Consider the following 23439-nt stretch of genomic DNA (forward strand, 5'->3'; position numbering starts at 1 on the left):
GGGCGGCGCCGGGTGGGGACTCAGAGGTGGCCGACGATCGATCTATACGCGTCATCCGCGGGCAAGGGCGCGAGAGGGGGGTTGGAGATGCAGGACAACGCTGGCACGGGCGGTCACGTTCCGGTGATGCTCGAGCGCGTTCTGGAGCTGCTCGGGCCTTCGCTGACCGGAAGCGAGCCGGTCGTCGTCGACGCCAACCTCGGCCTCGGTGGCCACTCGGAGGCCCTGCTCGCGGCCTATCCTTCACTTCATCTGATCGGGATCGACCGCGACCCTTTCGCGATCGACTTCTCGACCCGCCGGCTGAGCCCGTACGCGGACCGGATCACCCTGGTCCACGCCTCCTCCGGTGACCTGGCCGAGGTGCTCGCCCGCGCGGGGCGCACCACGGTCAACGGAGCCCTGTTCGACCTGGGGGTCTCCTCGCCGCAGCTCGACGAGGCGGAGCGCGGGTTCGCCTATTCCTACGACGCGCCGCTCGACATGCGGATGGACACCGACCAGGAGCTGACGGCGGAGCTGGTGGTCAACACCTACTCCGCCCCGGAGCTGATCCGCATCCTGCGCGATTACGGAGAAGAACGATTCGCTCCGCGTGTCGCGGGCCTGATCATCAAGGAACGGGCCAAAGAGGCCATAACCTCGACTAAGCGGCTTGCGGACATCGTGCGTGAGGCGATTCCCGCCGCGACCCGGCGCACCGGGGGAAACCCCGCCAAGAGGACTTTCCAAGCGCTGCGCATCGAGGTGAACGCGGAGCTGTCCGCCCTGGAGGCGGCGTTGCCCGCGGCACTCGACGCGCTGGCGCTGGGTGGGCGAGTCGTCGTGCTCTCGTACCACTCGCTCGAGGACCGGCTCACCAAGCAGGCCCTCACGGCGCGAACCAGGGACACCAGCCCCCCCGGGCTGCCCGTCCCCCTGCCGGCTCACCAGCCGAGGTTCCGCCTCCTGACGAGGGGAGCCGAGCTCCCAAGCGAAGAAGAGCTCGCCCGCAACCCGCGGGCGGCCTCGGCCCGGCTACGGGCGGCAGAGAGGATCCGTGTTGACGACTGAGCAGGAGACCGGCCGGGGAGCGCCCGTCCGCCGCGCGACCCCCAAGACGGGCACGCGCCGGCTCGGGGCGCCGCACCAGTCCAAGCCGCGGCCCCGTCCTGACGTCGAGAGCAAGCTGTCGGCGGCCGAGCGGGCACGCCTCGACCTCGACGGCAAGCGGCCCGGCGCCGAGCGGGAGCGCGCCGACGGCGCCACCCGCGTGCGTCCGGGCACCCGTACGGGCGCAGGCGCCGCCGGCAAGCGGATCGCCTCGGTGAGCGCGCAGATCAGGCGGCCGATGGCGCGGCGCCGGCCCGCGCGCAGCCAGCGCGCGCCGTTCGTGCTGCTCGTCGTCGGGCTGCTCTGCGGCGGCCTGGTGAGCCTGCTGCTGCTCAACACCATGCTGGCCAAGGACGCCATCACCGACGCCGACCTGCGCGACGAGATCGCGGTGGCGCGTCAGGAGAAGGAGAAGATCGAGCTGGAATACCAGCTCAAGACGCAGCCCGATGTCCTCGCCACGATGGCCGAGAACCAGGGCGAGCACCGCAACTGGGACAACGTCGACAGCTGGAGCGGCGCGGGCACCGACGGCCAGAGCGGTCAGGCGGACAGGGAACGGTGAGCAACTCAGGCGGCAGGGGGCAGGGACCCGGCCGCGGCGCTGGCGGCGCCGGCTCTCAAGGAGGGCCCGGCGCCGCTCGTCGTACGCCTGGAGGTCCGGGACGGGCGGGGCGGCAGGGCGGCTCCGCCCGTTCTGACGGAGGCCGTTCCGACGGGTCGGGCCGCCCGGCGTCGCCGGAGAACCCGCCACGCCAGCCGCGCAAGCGCCCGCCGGACCCGCTCGACCTGCCGTTCGGCCCGGGCGACCCGCCACGGGGCCGTCCGCCGCGCGAGTCCGGCGACGAACCGCGCGGCCGTTCCCGCCGCGACGACGCCGACCGCGCCGACCCGGGTGAGACCGGCCGTCCCCGCTCCGGCGGCAGCCGCCAGAGCGGCCCCGACCGTGCCCGCCGCGACGGCACCCGCCAGAGCGGCCCGGACCGCGGCCGTTCGGGCGGCTCGGGCGGTTCGGGGCGCGGCCGCGCGCGCGGCGACGCCGCGGACGGCACCCGCAGGCGCCCGCGCGACGAGGACGACCGCCCGAGGAACAGCGCGGGGCGGGGCCGTGACGAGGGCGACCGGCCCAGAGGGCGCGCTCCCCAAGGGCGCGACGAGGCCGACCGGCTCCGCGGGCGCGTCCAGGGAGGCGACGAGCGAGCCCGCGGCCGGCAGGAGGACGACGCGCCGCGCCGCGGCCGGCAGGAGGACGACCTCCGGAGCCGGGCCAGGGAGGACGGCGCGCTGCGGCGTCCCCAGGCGGGCGGCCCGAGGCCGCAGGCCGCCAGGCCGGAGGCGGCACGGGGCAGCGAGCGGGTGGCGGCGCGCCGCGGCGGGGAGGTGCCCCCGCCCAGAGGGCCGCGCCGTCCGCCGCCGCGCCCGCCCAGGCCGCCGCTGGTGCTGCGGCTGGGCAACCCGCGCAGGCGCATCAACATCGGCCTGATCGGCATGACGTTCGTGCTGTCGATCTTCGCCGGGCGGCTGATCCAGATGCAGGGCCTCGACTCCAAGGTGTACGAGGCCGCGGCGGTGGGCCAGCGCACGCACACCGAGCAGATCCCCGCCGAGCGCGGCTCGATCACCGACGTCAACGGCCACGGCCTGGCCATCACCGTCGAGGCGCGCGAGCTGTCCATCGACCCGTCCAAGGTCACCCCCCAGACCCGGGCCAAGTGGGCCGCCCTCCTGGCCCAGCAGCTCGGCAAGAGCGAGCAGGAGATCTCCGCCAAGCTGGCCAGGACCAACACCCGCTACCAGCGCCTGGCCACGGACGTCGACCCGGTCGTGGCCACCCGCCTGCAGCAGGCCGGGGTGCCCGCGCTGGCGGCGAAGAAGACCTACCGCAGGCTCTACCCGGCGGGCGACCTGGCGGGCAGCCTCATCGGGTTCGTCGGCGACGAGGGCGCCGGGCTGGGCGGCATCGAGCAGGCCAGGAACACCCTGCTGGCCGGCCAGGACGGCGAGCAGCGCGTCGAGACGGGCCGCGACGGCCTCCGCATCCCGATGACCAGCAGCCAGCACACCGCCCCCGTCAACGGCCAGGACGTGCGGCTGACGATCGACCGCGACATCCAGTGGGCCGCCCAGGAGTCGATCGCCGAGCAGGTCGAGAAGGCCGGCGCCGACAGCGGCACCGTGATCGTCATGGACGTGCAGAGCGCCCAGATCATCGCCATGGCCAACGCCCCCGAGCTCGACCTGAACAACTGGCGCAAGGCCCCCGCGTCCGCGTACGTCAACAAGGCCGCCGCCGACGTGTTCGAGCCCGGCAGCACCAACAAGGTGATCACGGCCGCCGCCGCGATCGAGGCCGGCGCGGTGACGCCCGACACGGTGTTCCAGGTCCCCGACCGGATCAAGTGCGCCGACCAGGTGCTGCGCGACGCGCACCCGCACAAGGCCGAGTCGATGACGTTCCGCCAGGCCGTGGCCGAGTCCAGCAACGTGGCCACGATCATGGCCGCGCGCAAGGTCGGCAGCGAGCGCCTCTTCCGGATGCTGAAGGCGTTCGGGTTCGGCACGCGGCCGGGTGGCGGCGTGCCGAGCGCGGAGGCCGGGCTGCTGCCCGACTACAAGAACTGGTCGGGCAGCCAGAGCTGCACCGTCGCCTACGGGCAGGGCGTTTCGGTGACCGCGCTGCAGATGGCCAGCGTCTACCAGACCATCGCCAACGGCGGCGTCAAGATCGAGCCGCGGATCGTGGCCGGCACGACGGACACGTCCGGCAGGTTCGTTCCCGCTCCCGCAGGTAAGCAGACCAGAGTGGTGAGCGCGACGACGGCGAAGGAGATCACGACGATGCTGGAGACCGCGGTGAGCGCGGAGGGCACGGGAGAGCTCGCGGCCATTCCCGGCTACCGGGTGGCGGGCAAGACGGGCACGGCCAACCGCTACGATGCGAAGCTCGGCCGGTACGAGGGCTACACGGCCTCGTTCGTCGGGTTCGCGCCCGCCGACAAGCCCCGGCTGGTGGTGCTGTCGGTGCTGCAGAACCCGAAGAACGGCCACTTCGGCGGGCAGTTGGCGGCCCCCGTGTTCAAGGATGTGATGACGTTCGCCATCAAGAGCAAGAAGATTCCTCCCACAGGCTCCGCCGCGCCGCCGGTGCGGATGCGCGCGGGACAGTGACCAGGGAAGGTACGCTCTCGCCGTGCGTCCCCCGTCGTCTATGCGTCCTACGACCAGCCCGCCCCGCCCGCTGACCGGGCTCGCGACCATGCTCGACGCCGACTCAGGCACGTCGCGGTCGCCTCATGCCGCCCTGACCGGCGTCACCATCGACTCCCGCGACGTCAGTCGCGGAGATCTCTACGTGGCGTTGCCCGGCAAACAGGCCCACGGAGCCGCCTTCGCCGCCGAGGCGATGGCGAAGGGAGCGGTGGCGGTGCTCACCGACCGCGCCGGCCGCGACGAGGCCGTCGCGACCGGGCTGCCGGTGCTGATCGTGCCCGACCCGCGCGCCCTGCTCGGGCAGATCTCCTCCTGGGTGTACGGGCAGCCGGCCCACGACATCCAGATCCTCGGAGTCACCGGCACCAGCGGCAAGTCCACCACCACGTTCATGATCGAGGCCGGCCTGCGGGCGGCCGGGCACCGGGCCGGCCTGGTGGGCGGCGTCGAGATCCGCGCCGGCGAGGCGCGTTTCCAGCCCACGCTCACCACGCCCGAGGCGCCGCAGCTGCACGGCCTGTTCGCCCTGATGCGCGAGGAAGGCGTCAGCGCGGCCGTCATGGAGGTCTCCAGCCACGCCCTGGCGCTCGGCAGGGTCGACGGGATCTTCTACGACGTCGCCCTGTTCACCAACCTCTCCCAGGACCACCTCGACTTCCACAAGGACTTCGAGGACTACTTCGCGACCAAGGTGCGGCTGTTCCAGCCGGAGCTGAGCCGGGTCGGCGTGACCAACATCGACGACCGCTATGGGCGGGAGCTTCTCGACCTGGCGAAGGTGCCGATGACCACGTACTCGGCGCTGGGCGACCCGGAGGCCGAGTGGCGGGCGCTGGACGCCCGGCTGGGCGCCGACGGCAGCGCGTTCAGGGTCGTGGGGCCCGGCGGGGTCGAGGCGGACGCGCAGATCGCGCTGCCGGGGCCGTTCAACGTCGCCAACGCGCTCGGCTCCATCGTCACGCTCGTCGAGGCCGGGGTGCCGCTGCACACCGCCGTGCACGGCGTGGGCACGCTCACCGGGGTTCCGGGGCGCATGCAGCGGATCACGGCCGCGGGGGACGAGTTCCAGGCCGTCGTGGACTACTCCCACAAACCCGGCGCCGTGGAGTCGGTGCTGCGCTCGCTGCGGTCCGTCACGGCGGGCACGCTGACGATCGTGCTCGGCTGCGGCGGCGACCGCGACAAGGGCAAACGGCCCGTCATGGGCGAGCTCGCCGCCCAGCTGGCGGATGTGGCCATTTTCACGAGCGACAATCCGCGCTCGGAGGATCCGCTGGCCATTCTCGTGACGATGATGGAGGGAGCGCTCCGCGTTCCGCAGCACGACCGCGCTCATGTGATCATTGAGCCCGACCGCGCGGCCGCCATCGGCCTGGCGATCGCCCGGGCCGGGCAAGGCGACGTGATCGTCGTGGCCGGCAAGGGTCATGAGCAGGGTCAGTACATTTCAGGCGAAGTGATCCCCTTCGACGACCGTGAGGTGGTCGCGGAGGCGATCGCCGCACGCGAGGAAAGCACGGAAAGCAGGAAGCACTGATGATCCCCTTGCCTCTGGCCAGGATCGCCGAGATAACCTCGGGCGCCCTGACGGGCATGGCCGATCCCCGCGCGGTCGTCCGCGGGCCCGTCGTGATCGACTCGCGGGCCGTAGAACCGGGATCGCTGTTCGTGGCCATCAAGGGCGCGCGCGTCGACGGCCACGACTACGCCGCGCAGGCGATCAGGGCCGGAGCCGTCGCCGTGCTGGCCACCAGGCCGGTCGAGGGACCCGCGGTGATCGTGCCCGACGCCGCCGCCGCGCTGGCCGAGCTGGCCACCGCCCAGGCGGCCGCGCTGCCCAAGGTCACCGTGATCGGCGTGACCGGCTCGGCGGGCAAGACCAGCACCAAGGACCTGCTGGCGCGGCTCACCGCCCGCGTCGGGCCCACGATCGCCCCCGTCGGCAGCTTCAACAACGAGCTCGGACACCCGCTGACCGTGCTGCGGGCCGACCTCGACACCCGCTTCATGGTGCTGGAGCTGGCCGCGCGCAACATCGGCCACATCAAGGACCTGACCCGCATCGCGCCGCCGGAGATCGGCGTGGTGCTCAACGTCGGCACCGCGCACCTCGGCGTGTTCGGTGGCAAGGAGGCCATCGCCAAGGCCAAGGGCGAGCTGGTCGAGGCGCTGCCGCGCACCGGCGTGGCCGTCCTGAACGCCGACGACCCGCTGGTGCGGGCCATGGCCTCGCGCACGGACGCGCGGGTCACGTTCTTCGGCCGGGGCGAGTCCGCCTCCATCCGCGCCGAGGGCGTCACGGTCGACGCCCGCGGGCGGGCCTCCTTCACGCTGCGCACGCCCTCGGGGTCCGCGCCCGTGTCGCTCCAGCTGTTCGGGGAGCACGCCGTCGAGAACGCCCTGGCCGCCGCCGCGGCCGGTTACGAGCTGGGCCTGCCGGTGGCGACCATCGCCGCCGAGCTGTCGCAGGCCACGCCGCTCAGCCGGTGGCGGATGGAGGTCACGGACCGGGCCGACGGGGTGACGGTCGTCAACGACGCGTACAACGCCAATCCCGACTCGATGCGGGCGGCGTTCGCGGCGTTCGAGGTGCTGGGCCGGGGACGGCGGCGCTTCGCCGTCATCGCGGCGCTGCGCGAGCTGGGCGAGGAGGGCCCCGCGCTCAACGCGGAGCTGGGCCGGCTGGCCGGCGGCTCCGGCCTGGCCGGGCTCATCGTGGCCGGCCCCGACGCGGGCCCGGTGCTGGAAGGGGCGAGCGCCGCCGCGGCGGAGGCCCAGGCGGCCGCTCAGGCGGCCCTGGACGCCCAGGCGGCGGCCCACGCCGCGGCCGGGGTCCCGCAGGCGCCCGTCCCCCATCAGGACGCGCCTCAGGGCTGGCACGGACCTTCCCCCGACCAAGGCTGGCACGGGCCCGCTCAGGACCAGGGCTGGCACGGACCTTCTCCCGACCAGGGCTGGCACGGGCCCGCTCAGGACCAGGGCTGGCACGGACCGTCCCCCGAGCAGGGGGCACCGCAGCCCGGCTGGCAGGCGCCGGACGCCGGTGGCGTGCCGCCGCAGGGATGGCAGGCGCCTCCGGCGGGTGGACCCATGCCCGGACAGCCGCCGGTGGGCGGGCCTCCCATGGGCGCGGCTCCCTTCGGCGGCGTGCCCGCCGGGCCGCCCGCGGGCGGGCCTCACCCGGGCGGGCCGGTGGCCGGGGCGCCACCCGGTGGCGGGGCCGCGTATCCTGCGCAGGCGATGCGAATTGTGCACGTGCCCGATGCCGAGGCGGCCGCGGCCGAGCTGGCCGGATGGCTGCGGCCGGGTGACGCGGTGCTGGTGAAGGGACCGAGAGCCATGGGTCTGGAACGGACGGCCGAGCTCGTGCTCGGAGGTGCCGCTCAGTGACCGAAATCATCATCGCCGGTGCGGTGGGCCTGATCCTCTCGATGCTGGGCACCCCGCTGGCGATCCGGCTGTTGTCGCGGCGCGGCTACGGCCAGGAGATCCGTGAGGACGGCGTGCAGGCCCACCTCGGCAAGCGGGGCACCCCCACGATGGGCGGCATCGTGTTCGTGCTGGCCTCGCTGCTCGCCTACGGCGCCTCCCACCTGGCCACCTTCGCCGCGCCCACCGTGTCGGGCATGCTGGTGCTGTTCCTGATGACGGGGCTCGGCGCGGTCGGGTTCCTCGACGACTTCATCAAGATCTACAAGCAGCGCAGCCTCGGCCTCCGCAGCGGCGCCAAGGCGCTCGGCCAGCTCGTCGTCGGCGCGGTCTTCGCGTTCCTGGTGGTCCGCCAGCCGAACATCTACGGCATCACCCCCGCCGAGACCCGGGTGTCGTTCCTGCGGGACATCGGCCCGTCGATCGGCATCGTCGGGTTCACCATCTGGGTGCTCTTCATGATCGTCGGGTTCTCCAACGCGGTGAACCTCACCGACGGACTCGACGGCCTCGCCAGTGGCGCGACCGGCGTCGTGCTGGCCGCGTACGTGCTGATCGGCAACTGGCAGCTGCGCAACAACTGCATCGACCAGCTCGGCCCCAACTGCTACTGGGTGCGCGACCCGCTCGACCTGGCCGTGGTGGCCGCGGCCGTGCTCGGGGCGCTGATCGGGTTCCTGTGGTGGAACGCCCCGCCCGCCCGCATCTTCATGGGCGACACCGGCTCGCTGGCCCTGGGTGGCGTGCTGGCCGGTCTGGCCATCGCCACCCGCACCCAGCTCCTGCTGATCATCCTGGCCGGCCTGTGCGTGATCATCACCCTGTCGGTCATCATCCAGGTCGGGTTCTTCAAGATGACCGGGAAACGGGTGTTCAGGATGGCGCCGTTGCAGCACCACTTCGAGCTGAAGGGCTGGGCCGAGACCACGATCGTGGTCAGGTTCTGGCTGGTCGCGATGCTCTGCTCGGCCCTCGGGCTCGGGCTGTTCTACGTCGAGTGGATGCCCAAGCCATGAGTGTCACGTGCGTGGCCGGGCTCGGCGTGTCCGGCACCGCCGTGGCGCGGGTGCTGGCCGAGCGCGGCGAACACGTCGTGGTCGTGGAGGCGGTGGAGGGTGAGCGCCAGCTCGCCGCCGCCGCCGAGCTGGCCGCGGCCGGCGTGGAGACCCGCTTCGGCGCGATGGAGATCCCGGAGGGCGTGACCCGCCTGGTCACCACCGGCTGGGCGCCGCACCACCCGCTGATCGCCGCCGCGCTCGAGGCGGGCGTCGAGGTCGTGGGGGAGGTGGAGCTGGCCTGGCGGCTGCGCCCGGCGCAGGCGGCCCCGTGGCTCGCGCTGACCGGCACCAACGGCAAGACCACCGCCGTACGCATGCTGACCTCGATCCTGCTGGCCGCCGGGCACAAGGCCCTGGCCGTCGGGAACGTGGGCGTCCCCGTGGTGCGAGCCGTCGCCGAGCCGTACGACGCGCTGGCCGTCGAGCTGTCCAGCTTCCAGCTCCACTGGTCCAGCACGCTGGCCCCGCACGCCGCGGCCATCCTCAACGTCGCCCCCGACCACCTCGACTGGCACGGCTCCATGGAGGAGTACGCCGCCGCCAAGGGCCGCATCTTCGAGCGGGCCGCGCACGTGATCTACAACGCCGACGATCCCGAGGCCACGAGGCTGGCCGCGCCCTATCCGGGAGCGGTCGGGTTCACGCTGCGGGTGCCCAGGCGCGGCGAGATCGGCGTCGTGGAGGACCTGCTGGTCGACCGGGCGTTCGTGGCCGATCCCGTGGAGGCGGCCGAGGAGCTGGCGACGCTGGAGGACGTACGGCCCTTCGCGCCGCACAACGTGGCCAACGCGCTGGCCGCCGCCGCCCTGGCCCGCTCGCTCGGCGTGCCGTCGGAGGCGGTGCGCCAGGGGCTGCGCGACTTCGTGCCCGACCCCCACCGCCTCGCCCACGTCGACCGGGTCGGCGAGGTCGACTACATCGACGACTCCAAGGCGACCAACCCGCACGCCGCCGCCGCGGCGCTGGCCTCGTACCCGTCGATCGTGTGGGTCGCGGGCGGGCAGCTCAAGGGCGCGGACGTCGACGACCTGGTGCGCCAGGCGGCCCCCAGACTGCGCGGAGCGGTGCTGCTCGGGGCAGATCGGGACAGGATCGCCGAAGCCATCGCGCGACACGCGCCGAATGTCCCCGTCGTGGACATCGCTGATCGGGACACTGGTGCGATGGAAAGAGTCGTCACCGAAGCCGCCCGGCTGGCCTCGCCCGGGGACACCGTGCTGCTCTCCCCGGCGGGGGCCTCGCTCGACATGTTCGCCAACTACCCGGCGCGGGGGGAGGCCTTCGCGCGCGCCGTGCGCGAGCTGAGGCTGCGACGTGAGCGCGAGCGCTGAGGAGCCGCGCGCCGTCGAGGGGCCGGGCGGCTGGGCGCGGGAGCAGCTCGGGTCGCTGAAGGAGCTGCTCGACAAGCCGCTGACGACGTACTACCTGATCATCATGTGCAGCGCGCTGCTGCTCGCGCTCGGCTTGATGATGGTGCTGTCGGCCTCCAGCGTCGAGGCGCTGCAGAAGACCGGCAGCCCGTTCTCGTGGTTCTTCAAGCAGTCGCTGTCGGCCGCGGTGGGCCTGCCGGTGATGTGGGCCTGCTCACGGCTGCCGGCCAAGTTCTTCCGCTGGGCCGGCTATCCCATGATGGCGCTGTCGATCCTGGCGCTGGTCATGGTGCTGTTCATCGGCTCGTCCGAGCTGGGCGCGCAGCGGTGGATCTACATCGGCCCGTTCACCCTCCAGCCGTCCGAGCCGGCCAAGCTCGGGCTCGTGCTGTGGGGGGCCGACCTGCTGTCCAGGCGGGCGCGGCAGGGCCGCATCGAGTGGCGGCAGCTGCTGATCCCGCTCATGCCCGGCACCGCGATCCTGGCCGTCATGGTCATGCTCGGCCGCGACCTGGGCACCACGCTGGTGCTGTTCATGATCTTCCTGGCGCTGCTGTGGGTGGTGGGGGCGCCGATCAAGCTGTTCGGGGGCATCCTGTCGCTGGCGGTGCTCGCCGCGGTCATCATGATCAAGGTGGAGCCGTACCGGATGGCGCGCATCGGGGCCTACCTCAACCCGTGGGCCGACGCGCAGGGCGACGGATACCAGGCCGTGCAGGGCCAGATCGCGATGGGCTCGGGCAGCTGGTTCGGGCTCGGGCTCGGCAGCAGCCGGCAGAAGTGGAACTGGCTGCCGCACGGCGAGAGCGACTTCATCTTCGCCATCCTCGGCGAGGAGCTCGGGCTGATGGGCACGCTGATGGTGGTGGCGCTGTTCGGGCTGCTCGGGTACGCCGGGCTGCGCGTCGCCGTCCGCGTCAACGACGCCTTCACCAGGCTCGCCGCCGCCGCCATGGTGGCCTGGATCGTCGGGCAGGCGACCGTCAACATGGGCGCCGTGCTCGGCGTCCTGCCGATCACCGGCATCCCCCTGCCGCTGGTCTCGTACGGCGGCTCCTCGTTGCTGCCCACGCTCGCCGCGCTCGGCATGCTGCTGTCGTTCGCCAAACGCGAGCCCGGCGCGAGGGAGGCCTTGAAAGCTCGTGGCCCCGGACCGGCCGCCCGGGCCCTAAGCTGGCTTGGCCTGGGGGGTACGACCAGAGGCCGAGCGACACGTTAGGGAGTGACCGAGATGAGGGTGGTCCTCGCCGGTGGTGGGACGGCCGGGCACATCGAGCCCGCGCTCGCCCTTGCGGACGCGCTGCGCCATCTTGACCGGAGCGTCGGCATCACCTGCATGGGCACCGAGCGCGGTTTGGAGACGAGGCTGGTGCCCGCCAGGGGCTACGAGCTGGCGCTGGTGCCGGCCGTGCCGCTGCCAAGGGCGATCACTCCGAGCCTGCTCACCGTGCCGGGCCGGCTGGCCGGGGCGATCAACGCCGCGGCCGGCATACTCGACCGGGTCCAGGCCGACGTCCTCGTGGGCTTCGGCGGCTACGTCGCGACCCCCGCCTACCTGGCGGCCAAGCGGCGCGGCGTGCCGATCGTCGTGCACGAGGCCAATCCGCGCCCCGGCCTGGCCAACCGGCTGGGCGCCCGGCTCACCGAGCACGTCTTCACCGGCTTCCCCGAGGCCGCGATGCCCAAGGCCGAATACATCGGCACCCCGCTGCGCCGCGAGATCGTCACGCTCGACCGGCTGTCGGCGGGTGACAAGGCGCGCTCCTGGTTCGGGCTGGAGAACGACCGGCCGACGCTGCTGGTCTTCGGCGGCTCGCAGGGCGCCAGGTCGCTCAACCAGGCCGCGCTCGCCGCCGCGCCCGTGCTGCGCAGCGCGGGCGTGCAGGTGCTCCACGTGCTCGGACCGAACAACACCGTCGACCGCGAGCCGCCGCCGGGCGACCCGCAGTACGTGCTGCTGCCCTACGTCGACCGCATGGACGTCGCCTACGCGGCCGCCGACTTCGCGCTGTGCCGCGCCGGCGCGCTGTCGTGCGCGGAGCTGACCGCGGTGGGGCTGCCGGCCGCGTACGTGCCGCTGCCGCACGGCAACGGCGAGCAGGCCATCAACGCCGGGCGCATCGCCCGGGGCGGCGGCGGCCTGATGGTCGACGACGCCCAACTGACACCCGAATGGATCATCCACAACGTGCTGCCCATCCTCCGTGACCCCGAGCGGGTCGCGGCCATGTCGGAGGCCGCCTCCAGACTTGGCCGGAAGGACGCCGATATCATGCTTGCCCGGAAAGTGTTGGAGATAGCCCGATGAGTCTCGTCAAGCTGGTCGATCCCATTGCCGTAGCGGATCTGGGGCGGGTGCACTTCATCGGCATCGGCGGCGCGGGCATGTCGGGCATCGCCCGCATCCTCCTCAAGCGCGGCGTGCGGGTGTCCGGCAGCGACGCGCGCAGCTCCGAGCTGATCACCGAGCTGCGCGAGCTGGGCGCCACGGTCCACATCGGCCACGCCGCCTCGCACATCAAGGACGTCGACACCGTGGTCGTCTCCACCGCCATCCGCGACTCCAACCCCGAGCTGGGCGAGGCGCTCAAGCAGGGGCTGCGGATCATCCCGCGGGCCGCCGCGCTGGCCTCCGTCATGGCCGGGCGCACCGCCGTGGCCATCGCGGGCACCCACGGCAAGACCACCACCAGCTCGATGCTGACCGTGGCCCTGCAGAAGTGCGGCGCCGACCCGTCCTACTGCGTGGGCGGGCAGCTCGTCACCACCGGGCTCGGCGCCGACGAGGGGCAGGGCCAGGTGTTCGTGGCCGAGGCCGACGAGAGCGACGGCTCCTTCCTCATGCTCGCTCCCGACATCGCCGTGGTGACCAACGTCGAGGCCGACCACCTCGACAACTACGGCGACCCGGGGGCCGTGCACGCCAGCTTCGCCCGCTTCGCCGAGCGGGTGGGCTTGCTGCTGATCGCGTGCGCCGACGACCCGGGCGCTGCCGAGCTGGCGCACCGGGCGCGCGAGCGGGGGCTGCGGGTCAAGACGTACGGGGTCGAGGGCGAGGACTACCGCGTGAGCGGGATCAGGCCCGACGGGTTCGGCACGGTCTTCGGCATCGAGGGCAGGGGCGAGGTCCGGCTGGCCGTCCCCGGGGCGCACAACGCGCTCAACGCCACCGCGGTGATCGCCGTGGCCGACGAGCTGGGGCTGCCCTTCGAGGAGATCAGAGAGGGGCTGGGAGCCTTCACGGGGGCCAAGCGGCGCTTCGAGGCCAAGGGCGAGGCCGGCGGCATCGCGGTCTTCGACAGCTACGCGCACCACCCGACCGAGCTCACCGCCGACCTGAAGGCCGCCCGCGACGTGGTCGCCTCCTACTCCGGCCACGGCCGGGTCATCGCGATCTTCCAGCCGCACCTCTACTCGCGCACCCGGTTCTTCGCCGACGAATTCGGCGCGGCGCTCGCGCTGGCCGACGAGGCCATCGTGCTCGACGTCTACGGGGCCCGCGAGGATCCCGAGCCGGGCGTCTCGGGCGCGATGGTGGCCGGGAAGGTGCCGCTGCCTCCGGAGCGGGTCGCGTACGCGCCCGACCGGGCCCTGGTGCCCGCGATGGTGGCGGAGCGGGCGCGGCCCGGCGACATCGTGCTCACCATGGGCGCGGGCGACGTCACGGAGCTCGGGCCCCAGATCGTGGCCCGCCTCTCCTGACACCCCCTGCGGGCTGACGCGCGCGAGCACCGACGGGAGCGCGGTGCGTCCCGTTGGGGGGCGTTTGGGCGTGGCGCGCGGTGCCGTGGGGCGTGTCGGCGTAGGTTCTGTGCCGACGCTCGGGGGCCGGAACCCCGGGGGCCGACATGGGGAGGGCGATGAAGGCGAGGACCGCGTTCCTGGGGCTGCTGACGGCGGGAGTGGTGGGCACGGCCGCCTGGCTGGTGTTCTTCTCACCCGTGCTGGGCGTGCGCTCGATCGAGATCGTGGGAAATCTCACAGTGCCGAGCGAGCGCATCAAACAGCAGGCCGGCGTGCCGGACCTCCATCCCCTCGCCACCGTCAACCTCGCCGACGTCGAGACCCGCGTGCTCGGCATCAGACAGCTCGCCAAGGCGAAGGTGGACCGGATCTGGCCGGGCACGCTCAAGATCGAAGTGGTCGAGCGCGAGCCCGTCGCCGCGATCCCCGCGGGCGGCAAGGTGGCGATCGTCGACAAGCAGGGCGTGGTGATCGAGGTCAAGTCCGCGGCGCCGCCCATGCTGCCGGTGCTCAAGGTCGACAACCCCGCCGTCGGCGATCCGGCCATGATGGCGGCGCTGCAGGTCATCCAGGCGGTCCCGGGCGTGCTGGCGCCCAAGGTTCGGGAGGTCCGCGCGGGCACAGCCGAGGGCGTGACCCTGCTGCTGTCCGACGGGCGCACCGTCATCTGGGGCGGCGCCGACCGTCCCAAGGAGAAGGCGCGCATTCTTACATCACTGCTCAAACGAGAAAAAGCCACGGTGTACGACGTCAGCTCCCCGGACGTGGTGACGCTGAAGTGATCAAGACTGGGCAAGTGCGCGGCAACGGCATCGCCCAGCTTGTGCGAGGTGGGGGTCGCGGCGTGAGAGCCTTAAGTCGTACGTCGGGCCAGGAGCCCCCGACCAGGCGCGACTTCGGAGCGAAACGGACAGCCCGCGACACGCCGGACGTGCTTGCGGCGCGGTTAGTTGACCCGCCAGGTAGGGGACTCCTACTGTCCGTATCAATCCTCAGGTTGACATAAATCTAAATCTCAACCTGAGGTTGAGAGTTACCCGAAGTGACAAAAAGCGGAGACAATCCGCACCGAAATGGCAAGTCAACGAGCGGAAAGGCCCCTCGTCGTGGCAGCACCGCAGAACTACCTCGCGGTCATCAAGGTCGTCGGCATCGGCGGCGGCGGAGTCAACGCCGTCAACCGGATGATCGAGGAGGGACTCAAGGGCGTCGAGTTCATCGCGATAAACACCGACGCCCAGGCGCTGCTGATGAGTGACGCCGATGTGAAACTCGACGTGGGCCGTGAGCTCACGCGCGGACTGGGCGCGGGCGCCAACCCCGACGTGGGGCGCAAGGCGGCCGAGGACCACCGCGAGGAGATCGAGGAGGTCCTCAAGGGGGCCGACATGGTCTTCGTCACGGCCGGCGAGGGTGGTGGCACCGGCACGGGCGGCGCGCCCGTCGTGGCCAACATCGCCCGGTCGCTCGGCGCGCTCACCATCGGTGTCGTGACCAGGCCGTTCAGCTTCGAAGGACGGCGCAGGGCCATGCAGGCCGAGGCCGGCATCGAGACGCTGCGCGACGAGGTCGACACGCTGATCGTGATCCCCAACGACCGTCTGCTGTCGATCTCCGACCGGCAGGTGAGCGTGCTGGACGCGTTCAAGGCGGCGGACCAGGTGCTGCTGTCCGGTGTCCAGGGCATCACCGACCTGATCACCACCCCTGGTCTGATCAACCTCGACTTCGCCGACGTCAAGTCGGTCATGTCGGGCGCCGGTTCCGCCCTCATGGGCATCGGCCACGCCCGCGGCGACGACCGTTCGGTGGCGGCGGCCGAGATGGCGGTCTCCAGCCCGCTGCTGGAGGCCAGCATCGACGGCGCCCACGGCGTGCTGCTGTCGATCGCGGGCGGCTCCGACCTCGGTCTGTTCGAGATCAACGAGGCCGCGCAGCTCGTGTCCATGGCGGCCGCGCCGGACGCCAACATCATCTTCGGCACGGTCATCGACGACGCGCTCGGCGACGAGGTCCGCGTGACGGTGATCGCGGCCGGGTTCGACGACGTGCCGCCTCCGGTGGAGAAGCCGCTGCCCCGCCCGGCGAGCCGTCCCGCCGCCCCGCCGGCCGCGCCGCCCGTGTCGTCCCCTGTGCGGCCGAGCGTCGCGTCCCCCAGCGTGAAGTCGGAGCAGCCCGGGCTGCGCCCTGAGCCGCGCGCTGAGGCACGTCCGGAGCCGCGTACGGACTTCCGGCCCGAGCCGCGTGCCGAGTTCCGTCCTGAGCCCCGTCCGGAGCCGCGGGCCGAGTTCAGGGCCGACCCCCGGCCGGAGCCGCGCGCGGAGTTCAGGGCGGATCCCCGCCCGGAGCCCCGTCCCGAGCCGCCGCGCCCGGAGCCGGTGCGCCCGGTGGAGTCGGCGCAGATCCCCGGGTCCGTCGACGACGAGCCGCTGGCCGACGAGCCGTCCGGCCCCGTCTCCATCCCCCGGCCCACGCCCGAGCCCGCCAACCCGCCCACGCCCATCACCTCCCGCATGTCGGAGCCCGCCAAACGTCCTCGGGTGATCTTCGAGGAACAGGAAGAGGAGCTCGACGTCCCCGACTTCCTCAAATAGCCCGGTAGCCTGACGCCGCTCCCCGGCAGGGATCCGGGAGCGGCGCCGTCGTGCGCGAGGCGTACCGCACGGGCGTGTAGTGAAAGGGAGGGCCACGTGAGAAGGGACGAGATCGCGGCCGGGCTCGCCGAGGTCGACACGCGCATCGCGGCGGCCTGCCGCGCGGTGGGTCGTGACCGGGGCGAGGTCACGCTGATCGCCGTCACCAAGACCCGCCCGGCCGAGGACGTGCGCATTCTGGCCGAGCTGGGCGTGCGCGACGTCGGCGAGAACCGGGACCAGGAGGCCGCGCCCAAGGCGCACGAGCTTGCGGACCTGCCGCTGACCTGGCATTTCGTCGGCCAACTCCAGACGAACAAGGTCCGCTCGGTCGTCGCGTACGCCGACGTGATCCACTCCGTCGACCGGCTCCGGCTGGTGGAGGCGATCAGCAAGGAGGCGGTCCGCCAGGGCCGCAGGGTCGGCTGCCTCATCCAGGTCGCGCTCGACGACGACCCCGAAAGGGGCGGCGCCCGCGCCGCGGACGTGCTGGAGCTGGCCGACGAGGTGGCGCTGGCCGAGGGGCTGTGGCTGGGCGGCATCATGGCCGTGGCGCCGCTGGGGGAGGAGCCCGCCAAGGCGTTCGCCAGGTTGCGTGACGTGGCCACGCGCCTGGAGGAGCAGCACCCGCGCGCCACGATGATTTCGGCCGGTATGAGCGAGGACCTCGCCGAAGCCATCGCCTACGGCGCGACACACGTGCGGGTCGGTACGGCGTTGCTCGGTCGTCGCAAGCCCTTCGTCAGGTAATGTCCCCTCAAGTGGGTCTTCAGGCCCATGACCAAGTAGAGGTCGATCAGCGGTGAGCTCCAAGGGGGTACGGCTACCGCCTCGGGATCCGGTGTCGGGCTCGAGCGAGTGCGACCGTGAGCAGGAGGACGACGTAGCGATGGCCGGCGCGATGCGCAAGATGGCGGTCTACCTCGGTCTCGTGGAGGACGACCGCTACGAGAGGTACGAAACCTACCCGGACGACTACGCCTACGAGGACGAGGTGCAGCGGCCCGGCGACGAACGGCCCGTAGCGGTCCAGGAACGCGACGAGGAGCCCGAGGCGGGGGTGCCCGCGCCCAGGCCCGCCACGACGATCCTGGAGCGCCGCACGACCGATCTGGCCCGCATCACGACACTCCACCCCCGGACGTACAACGAGGCGCGTACCATCGGAGAGCACTTCCGAGACGGCACCCCGGTCATCATGAACCTGACGGAGATGGTTGACAGCGACGCCAAGCGTCTTGTCGATTTCGCGGCAGGTCTGGTCTTTGGCCTACATGGCAGCATTGAACGTGTTACCAACAAGGTGTTCCTGTTGTCCCCTGCCAATGTCGAGGTGACCGCCGAGGACAAGGCCCGAATCGCGGAACGCGGGTTCTTCAATCAGAGTTAGAGTCTCTGTATGTCTATCGCACCCAACCGGGTCTCGCCGAGACCGGGAGGGCACATCGGGAGTGGAGGCGCGGCCGGGCCGTGGGGATCGTAAGCCAGATCTTGGTCGTAGTCCTGTCTCTCTACCTGGTGCTGCTCATCGGCAGAATGATCTTCGAGACGGTGCAGGCTTTCGCCCGTCAGTGGCGCCCCTCCGGCATCGTCCTGGTGCTGGCCGAAGCCACTTACACCGCAACAGACCCACCTCTCAAGTTCCTCCGCCGTTTCATTCCCCCGCTCCGGTTGGGTACGGTGGCCTTTGACCTAAGCTTCACTGTCCTGTTCATCGCCGTGCTGCTGCTGATCCAGATCGTGGGGATGCTGCGATGACGGGGGCGGTGTGGCGCAGGTCGTGATCCAACTCGTGTCCGCGCTGAAGTGATTCGGGTTACCGTCCCTCCGGACAGACTCCAAAGCGCGCCAAGGAGACCAAAAAATGCCGCTGACGCCCGCTGATGTGCGGAACAAGCAGTTCAGTACCACCCGGCTGCGGCCGGGCTACGACGAGGAAGAGGTCGACGCCTTCCTCGACGAGGTGGAGGCTGAGCTCGACCGTCTGATCCAAGAGAACGAAGAGCTCCGCGCCAAGCTGGCCGAGTGCCTGCGGGGGAAGGTGCCTGGCGGCATGAACATGCCCATGGCCTCCGCCCCGGTCCAGGAGCAGCCCAAGCCCGAGATGATGGCTCCGCCGCCCCAGCCGGAGCCCATGCGTGCCCCCGAGCCGCCGCCTGTGCAGCAGCCGGTCCCCGTCATGAACATGCCTCCCGCCGAGGACAACATGGACACGGCGGCCCGCGTGCTCGCCCTCGCCCAGCAGACCGCCGACCAGGCGATCTCCGACGCCCGCCGGGAGGCGGACGAGACGGTCACCCGCGCCCGCCGCGAGGCCGACGAGATCCTCACCAAGGCGCGCCGCCAGGCCGAGCAGGTCATCGGCGACGCCCGCGCCCGCGCCGAGACGCTCGAGCGTGACGCGCAGGAGCGCCACCGCCAGGCGATGGGCTCGCTGGTGCAGACCCGCGACGAGCTCGAGCGCAAGGTCGAGGAGCTGCGCAGCTTCGAGCGCGAATACCGCAGCAGGCTCAAGCTCTACCTGGAAAACCAGCTCGCCGAGCTCAACGTCTCCGCTGAGGGCAGCGGTGGGTTCCCGGTGATGTCCGGTGGTCCGGCGGGTCAGGCTCCCGCGATGTCGCACGCCGTGTCGCAGGGCCAGCCGCCGCTTCCCGGTGGTCCCAGCCCGTTCGGCGGCGAGGCTCCCCAGGGTGTCTTCCCCGGCGGTGACGGTCCCCACAACGACCGCCGGTAAAGTAGCGGGTCACTAGGACCTGTCACTCGAAAGAGCCCCCTGTGATCCTTATCAGTGCTGGTTTGGTGCTCGCGGCGGTCGTGTTGCTGATCGCGGGCTTCGTACTGGCTAAGCCGTTCCTGATCATGTGGTCCATCGTGGTCAGCGTGCTGTCCGCGCTGTTCCTCGTGATCGGGGCGTTCCTGCGGCGAAACGAGCTTTTTCCCGGTGGTGGGCAGGCCGCTGCGCCGGCCACCCCCCCGAAAGGGCTCATGCCGCCGGGCCCCGGCTCGCCGTACAGCCAGACCGGCCCCATGGGTCATCAGCCCCCACCGCGACCCCATCCGCATCCGCAGGCGCCGCAGCGGACGGCGACCGTTCCCGCCGCCGCACCCCGCCGCCCCGCGGCGAGCGGCATCTCGCCGGATGCGATCGTGTTGGTGATCCCCGGACGCAAGCGCTACCACGTGTCCGGCTGCCGACAGCTGAGCGGCCGGGACACCGAGGAGCTCACGTACGAGGAGGCACGCGAGGAGGGCTTCACGCCCTGCACGGCGTGCCTGCCTGACGCCGCGCTCGGCGGACGGCAGCTGCCGCCTGCCGCCGACCCCGAGCCCGTCGTCGCCCCCGGCACCGCCGTCACGGCGAGCCGGGCGGAAGACTCCGCGGAGACCCGCGACGTACGTCCGCCGGTCGCCCCGCCGAAGCCTGCCGCGAAGGCTTCCACCCCCGACCCGGAGCCCGCCTCCCGCGAGGAAGGCGCCACCGCGTGGTTCGGCCGCCCGTCCACCTCCTCTGCCGCCGAATCGGATGACGATCAGGCGGACGCGGAGACTTCATATTTCCGGCCGCCGCCTTCCGCGCGCAGGCCCGGCTCGCCCTCCGCCACTCCGGAAGGTCCCGCCACGGGAGCCCCCGGCAAGGCCGGAGCACCCGCGGCCAAGCCTTCGCAGCGCACCGGCTCGCCGGAACAGCCCGGCCCCAAGCCCGGCCGTCCCACGGACGCACCCCGTCCGTCCGGCACCAAGCCCGGCCAGCCCGGCCAGCCCGGCCAGCCCGGCCAGTCCACCGGCTCGCCCGACCAGTCCGGCACCAAGCCCGGCCGGCCTGGCGACAAGCCGGGGCAGACCGGCGGCCCGTCGTCGAAGCCGGGATCGACCGGTGGTCCGTCGTCCGGCGCGAAGCCGGGATCGACCGGTGCCCGGCCGGGACAGCCCGCCGGTGGGCCCTCTTCGAAGGCGACCGACGAGGACGATTCCGCGGGGCCCGCCACGGCACCGCAGCCGCGCGTGACCTCTTCCGGGACGCCGGTCCGCCCTGGACCCTCGGGTGGGACCTCCGGGCCGTCACAGCGTCCTTCTGGGGCCGCCAAGACGCCTGCTGCGGCGGGAGAGAGCGCGACGGTGCCGGAGCGGCCCGCGTCCTCCGCCGAGTCGGAGGCCAAGCCCAAGGGCCCGCTGCCCCCGGGCCCCGGCGCGAGCGCCGGACGCCCTTCCGGCCCGAGCCCGGCCACCAAGCCTTCGACAACGGAAAAGTCCGGCCCCGACCGCCCGTCGGCCTCTGACCGCCCGTCCGCGTCTGGGCGGTCCTCTGCGGCGAGTGGCCCGGCCAAGGCGGGTACGTCCGGCGGCGCCAGCCCGAAGCCCGGGACCTCCGGCACCGGCGGGCCTGCCGGCTCGGGGACGAAGTCCGACACGACCGGCACGGCGACGGGTTCGACGCCCGGATCCGCCGGCTCGGGCTCCAAGGACGACGCCACTTCCACCAAGCCAGATGTCTTCAAGGGCGAGGGGAGCGGCTCGACGCCCAAGCCCGGCACCCCGGCCAAGACCACCAAGCCTGAGGCCTCCGGCTCGGACAAGTCCACCGGCTCTTCGGGCGGCACTGAGGGCAAGGACGAGCGTTCCGGCACGGTGAAGGTCATCATCGGCACCCGCCGCTACCACAGCACCGCGTGCCCGTTGATCAGGGGCGCGGGGGAGTCGGGCGTGGAGACGATGACGCTCGCCGCGGCGGAGGCGGCCGGGCTGACGAGTTGCTCGGTGTGCCAGCACGACCGCGAGACGGTGAGCTGAAAGCCCGCTGAACGACGTTCCTGGTCAGGTAGCGCCGGCTACTCGGCAACGGATCACCGGTGTGATCCTGCTCAGCGTGGAGTCGTTCCAGGATTCCTCCTGGGCCGCAGCCGTCGGGGCGCCCGTGCTGGTGCTGGATCGTCCCTTCACCGTCGAGGAACGCGCGGCGGCCGCCTCCCACCTGGCCGAGCGCTGCCGCCGGAGAATCGCTCGTGTCTCGGGAGCGCCGCAGTACTGCTTCATCCAGCACTCGGGGTCACGCGCGCACTCGGCGAACGCGGCATCGACGGGGACGACGCGCAGATGCTGATCCACGTCGAGGCCACCGAGCAGGGCGGCTATCTCGCGGCGCGGCAGCCCATCCGATCACCCCGGGCGGCGTGTCGGATGTTGGAGTTCCTCCTCGGAGTGGCGCGGCCGCGCTGACGCGTTCGGGAACTTTGGCCGACCCGTACCGCCTTCGGCGCAAACCGCCCTCACCTGCGCCGACGCCTCCTCTTGCAGGGCGCTCCCGGAAGGTCATCGGCGGGGTCGAGCACTCGTGTAAGCGCGGCGCCGATGATTCGAATCGCCTCCGTGGTTCGTGCTCGCCGCCTGCGCGGCATGTCCCACTACTCCGTGCTACCGTGTACTGGTACTCGGTGGCACCGAGTACCAAGGGAAGGCGGAAGAGGACCCACGATGGACGGCCTGACAGAGATGCTGAAGGGCACGCTTGAGGGCTGCGTGCTGGAAATCATCGGCAGCGAGGAGACCTACGGGTACGCCATCACGCGTCGGCTGAACGAACTGGGCTTCGCCGACGTCGTCGAGGGGACGGTTTACACCATCCTGTTGCGGCTGGAGAAGAACGGGCTCGTCCAGGTGACGAAACGACCGTCCGGCCTGGGCCCGCCGCGCAAGTTCTATGAGCTCAACGAGGCGGGGCGCGAAGAACTCGCGACGTTCTGGGCGAAATGGGAGTACATCACATCGCGGATCGACAAGCTCAAGGAGGGCGGGAGATGAACTTCTGGGAGACCATGACAGGCAGCGATCTCACCAGGGAATGGAAGGCGTTCGAAGCTCGGGCCGAGGCATTGCCGGCCGACTACCGGGCGGCGTGGGAAGAGATCAAGGGTCATCTTTTTCCCTACGGGGACTTCACGGGTCGAAACCTGATGCCGATTCTCGACGGTGCTCTGGGGCTGCTCGAAGAGACGGCGGCCGATGGGCGGAGCATTCACGAGGTGCTGGGGGACGACATCGGGGGCTTCTGCGCGGCGCTGGCCGGCGGAAAGGGGGCCCGGAGCTATCGCGACCGGTGGCGCGAGCAGTTGAACAGGAACGTCGCAAGGAAATTGGGCCGGCTAGGAGGCTGACGTGGGCATCCAAGACATCATCGAGGGCAAGAAGCAGTGGCGGGCGCACATGGCGCGGGTCAAGGCGCTCCCGCCGGACTACCAGATCGTCTACAAGGAGATTCAGAGGTACTTCTTCAAGGTTGGACCGATCGACTTGCTTGACGGGCCCCTGCTCTCAGGGATCGTCGACTTCTTCGAGGAGGGTGCCGCGGCCGGCAAGGGAGTCCTGGAACTCATCGGCAACGACGTCGCTGCCTTCTGCGACGACCTGATCAAGGACTCGCGCACCTTCGCGGACATCTATCAGGAGTCCATCAGCGGGGAATCCGGCACGGCCGAGAAGTAGCACCCGTCGACCCGGCCTTGAACACGAGCTGCTCGGCCGGTGCCTCCAGCGCGGCCTCGATCATCTTCGATCTGAACGACAGCCCCTCATCGGCCCGCTCACCGGCGCGGCCCGTCGATATCTCCACTGGTGCCTGCGGGGCCATCAATGAACTCCGGCGGATACCCCGAATCGGCGAGGCCGCCGGCGATCTGCCGGGTGAACTCGCCCAGCGGCGACATCGTCGTCGACCAGCCTCACTCAGGTGGTCGAGCGCAACCCGAAACATCAAGATCACGCGAAGATCCCCGGCAACCACGGTGCAATCCCGCGCGACGACGCCCCGGCTGCGGGTCCCGCGCGGACAGCGCCGGGGGCGTGCTTCGGGGGAGGGCGGTGGGCCGTGAGGAGGCGGCCCGTCGGGGGTGGGTGTCAGGGGGCGGGGCG

21 protein-coding genes are annotated in these 23439 nt (G+C 71.7%); all 21 read left to right on the forward strand.

All coding sequences use genetic code 11. From position 1 onward, the window contains the following. Nucleotides 1-87 precede the first annotated feature (87 nt). Nucleotides 88-1053, forward strand: a complete 966-nt coding sequence (rsmH, locus tag AB0J87_RS09190) for a 16S rRNA (cytosine(1402)-N(4))-methyltransferase RsmH (protein ID WP_363963677.1) — start codon at nt 88-90, stop codon at nt 1051-1053. After that, complete coding sequence (locus AB0J87_RS09195) at nt 1043-1657, forward strand: hypothetical protein (RefSeq protein WP_363963679.1); 615 nt, start codon at nt 1043-1045, stop codon at nt 1655-1657. The genes rsmH and AB0J87_RS09195 overlap by 11 nt, the downstream gene beginning before the upstream one ends. After that, nucleotides 1654-4260: a penicillin-binding transpeptidase domain-containing protein gene (locus AB0J87_RS09200; RefSeq protein WP_363963681.1), complete on the forward strand. Its 2607-nt coding sequence runs from the start codon at nt 1654-1656 to the stop codon at nt 4258-4260. The genes AB0J87_RS09195 and AB0J87_RS09200 overlap by 4 nt, the downstream gene beginning before the upstream one ends. A gap of 40 nt (nt 4261-4300) precedes the next feature. Beyond that, nucleotides 4301-5839 carry a UDP-N-acetylmuramoyl-L-alanyl-D-glutamate--2,6-diaminopimelate ligase gene (locus AB0J87_RS09205; protein ID WP_355191727.1) on the forward strand — a complete coding sequence of 513 codons (1539 nt, stop codon included), beginning with the start codon at nt 4301-4303 and terminating at the stop codon, nt 5837-5839. Beyond that, nucleotides 5839-7692 carry a UDP-N-acetylmuramoyl-tripeptide--D-alanyl-D-alanine ligase gene (murF, locus tag AB0J87_RS09210; protein ID WP_363963683.1) on the forward strand — a complete coding sequence of 618 codons (1854 nt, stop codon included), beginning with the start codon at nt 5839-5841 and terminating at the stop codon, nt 7690-7692. Before AB0J87_RS09205 ends, murF begins: the two co-directional genes overlap by 1 nt. Beyond that, nucleotides 7689-8747, forward strand: a complete 1059-nt coding sequence (mraY, locus tag AB0J87_RS09215) for a phospho-N-acetylmuramoyl-pentapeptide-transferase (protein WP_350729166.1) — start codon at nt 7689-7691, stop codon at nt 8745-8747. Before murF ends, mraY begins: the two co-directional genes overlap by 4 nt. Then, nucleotides 8744-10120, forward strand: coding sequence for a UDP-N-acetylmuramoyl-L-alanine--D-glutamate ligase (murD, locus tag AB0J87_RS09220; protein ID WP_363963686.1), 1377 nt, complete (start codon nt 8744-8746; stop codon nt 10118-10120). Before mraY ends, murD begins: the two co-directional genes overlap by 4 nt. Beyond that, nucleotides 10104-11378 carry a putative lipid II flippase FtsW gene (gene ftsW / locus AB0J87_RS09225; RefSeq protein ID WP_350729169.1) on the forward strand — a complete coding sequence of 425 codons (1275 nt, stop codon included), beginning with the start codon at nt 10104-10106 and terminating at the stop codon, nt 11376-11378. Before murD ends, ftsW begins: the two co-directional genes overlap by 17 nt. A gap of 12 nt (nt 11379-11390) precedes the next feature. Beyond that, entirely contained in the window at nt 11391-12467 is a 1077-nt protein-coding gene (gene murG / locus AB0J87_RS09230; protein ID WP_350729170.1) for an undecaprenyldiphospho-muramoylpentapeptide beta-N-acetylglucosaminyltransferase, read from the forward strand. Further along, entirely contained in the window at nt 12464-13861 is a 1398-nt protein-coding gene (gene murC, locus AB0J87_RS09235) for a UDP-N-acetylmuramate--L-alanine ligase (RefSeq protein ID WP_363963688.1), read from the forward strand. The genes murG and murC overlap by 4 nt, the downstream gene beginning before the upstream one ends. Before the next feature lie 158 nt (nt 13862-14019). After that, nucleotides 14020-14685 (forward strand): FtsQ-type POTRA domain-containing protein, encoded by a 666-nt coding sequence (locus AB0J87_RS09240; RefSeq protein WP_350729174.1) that lies wholly within the window; start codon nt 14020-14022, stop codon nt 14683-14685. Between the two features lie 324 nt (nt 14686-15009). Further along, the gene (ftsZ, locus tag AB0J87_RS09245) at nt 15010-16497 is read left to right on the forward strand and encodes a cell division protein FtsZ (protein ID WP_350729175.1); all 1488 of its coding nucleotides are present in this window, start codon (nt 15010-15012) and stop codon (nt 16495-16497) included. Between the two features lie 96 nt (nt 16498-16593). Further along, nucleotides 16594-17286, forward strand: coding sequence for a YggS family pyridoxal phosphate-dependent enzyme (locus AB0J87_RS09250; protein WP_363963690.1), 693 nt, complete (start codon nt 16594-16596; stop codon nt 17284-17286). A gap of 139 nt (nt 17287-17425) precedes the next feature. Next, nucleotides 17426-17926: a cell division protein SepF gene (gene sepF / locus AB0J87_RS09255; RefSeq protein ID WP_350729179.1), complete on the forward strand. Its 501-nt coding sequence runs from the start codon at nt 17426-17428 to the stop codon at nt 17924-17926. Nucleotides 17927-18006: 80 nt separating this feature from the next. Then, nucleotides 18007-18294: a YggT family protein gene (locus AB0J87_RS09260; protein WP_350729181.1), complete on the forward strand. Its 288-nt coding sequence runs from the start codon at nt 18007-18009 to the stop codon at nt 18292-18294. Between the two features lie 106 nt (nt 18295-18400). After that, nucleotides 18401-19270 carry a DivIVA domain-containing protein gene (locus AB0J87_RS09265; RefSeq protein ID WP_350729183.1) on the forward strand — a complete coding sequence of 290 codons (870 nt, stop codon included), beginning with the start codon at nt 18401-18403 and terminating at the stop codon, nt 19268-19270. A 41-nt stretch (nt 19271-19311) separates the two neighbouring features. After that, entirely contained in the window at nt 19312-21324 is a 2013-nt protein-coding gene (locus AB0J87_RS09270; protein WP_363963693.1) for a hypothetical protein, read from the forward strand. A 61-nt stretch (nt 21325-21385) separates the two neighbouring features. After that, a complete protein-coding gene (locus AB0J87_RS09275) occupies nt 21386-21634 on the forward strand; it encodes a hypothetical protein (RefSeq protein ID WP_363963695.1) in 249 nt (82 codons plus the stop codon). 371 nt (nt 21635-22005) lie between these two features. Then, nucleotides 22006-22332, forward strand: a complete 327-nt coding sequence (locus tag AB0J87_RS09280; protein ID WP_363963697.1) for a PadR family transcriptional regulator — start codon at nt 22006-22008, stop codon at nt 22330-22332. Then, complete coding sequence (locus tag AB0J87_RS09285; RefSeq protein ID WP_363963699.1) at nt 22329-22685, forward strand: DUF1048 domain-containing protein; 357 nt, start codon at nt 22329-22331, stop codon at nt 22683-22685. The genes AB0J87_RS09280 and AB0J87_RS09285 overlap by 4 nt, the downstream gene beginning before the upstream one ends. A gap of 1 nt (nt 22686) precedes the next feature. Further along, the gene (locus tag AB0J87_RS09290) at nt 22687-23013 is read left to right on the forward strand and encodes a DUF1048 domain-containing protein (RefSeq protein ID WP_363963701.1); all 327 of its coding nucleotides are present in this window, start codon (nt 22687-22689) and stop codon (nt 23011-23013) included. Nucleotides 23014-23439: the final 426 nt, after the last annotated feature.

It is taken from the genome of Nonomuraea sp. NPDC049625 (assembly GCF_040675285.1).
GTDB lineage: Bacteria > Actinomycetota > Actinomycetes > Streptosporangiales > Streptosporangiaceae > Nonomuraea > Nonomuraea angiospora_A.